This is a genomic window from Corynebacterium sp. HMSC062E11 (genome assembly GCF_001811845.1).
Classification (GTDB): domain Bacteria; phylum Actinomycetota; class Actinomycetes; order Mycobacteriales; family Mycobacteriaceae; genus Corynebacterium; species Corynebacterium hesseae.
This window is the reverse complement of the sequence record NZ_KV806807.1, coordinates 1-291: the sequence shown is the minus strand read 5'-3', so window position 1 is coordinate 291 and position 291 is coordinate 1. Positions and strand designations below refer to the sequence as shown.

The following is a 291-nucleotide window of genomic DNA, read 5'->3' as shown; positions in this document are numbered from 1 at the left end:
GCGGTAGGTGATGCGCACGCCTGGTTTGGCTATGCGTTTGGAGCGGAGTTCTTTCAGTCGTGTGGCGGCGACGGTGGGGATGCGGTGTGCGGGTGTTCCTGCGAGTTTGATTCGCAGGTTCCAGGCGTCGAGGGTTTTCTTGACTTTTGCGGTGTAGGACTCGATGAGTGTGAGGGTGCCGAGGCTGTGGCGTTGTTGAAGGGCTGCGTGGCGGGCTTTGCGTTGTTTGCCGCTAAAGCGGGTGGGGCCGAAATAAACCTGGTTAAGGTTTGCAAGCTCAGTGGCATCGGA

1 pseudogene is annotated in these 291 nt (G+C 58.8%); it reads right to left on the bottom strand.

Annotated elements, in window-relative coordinates:
• Positions 1-291, bottom strand: a pseudogene (locus HMPREF2822_RS07665) (HNH endonuclease); the annotation flags it as partial.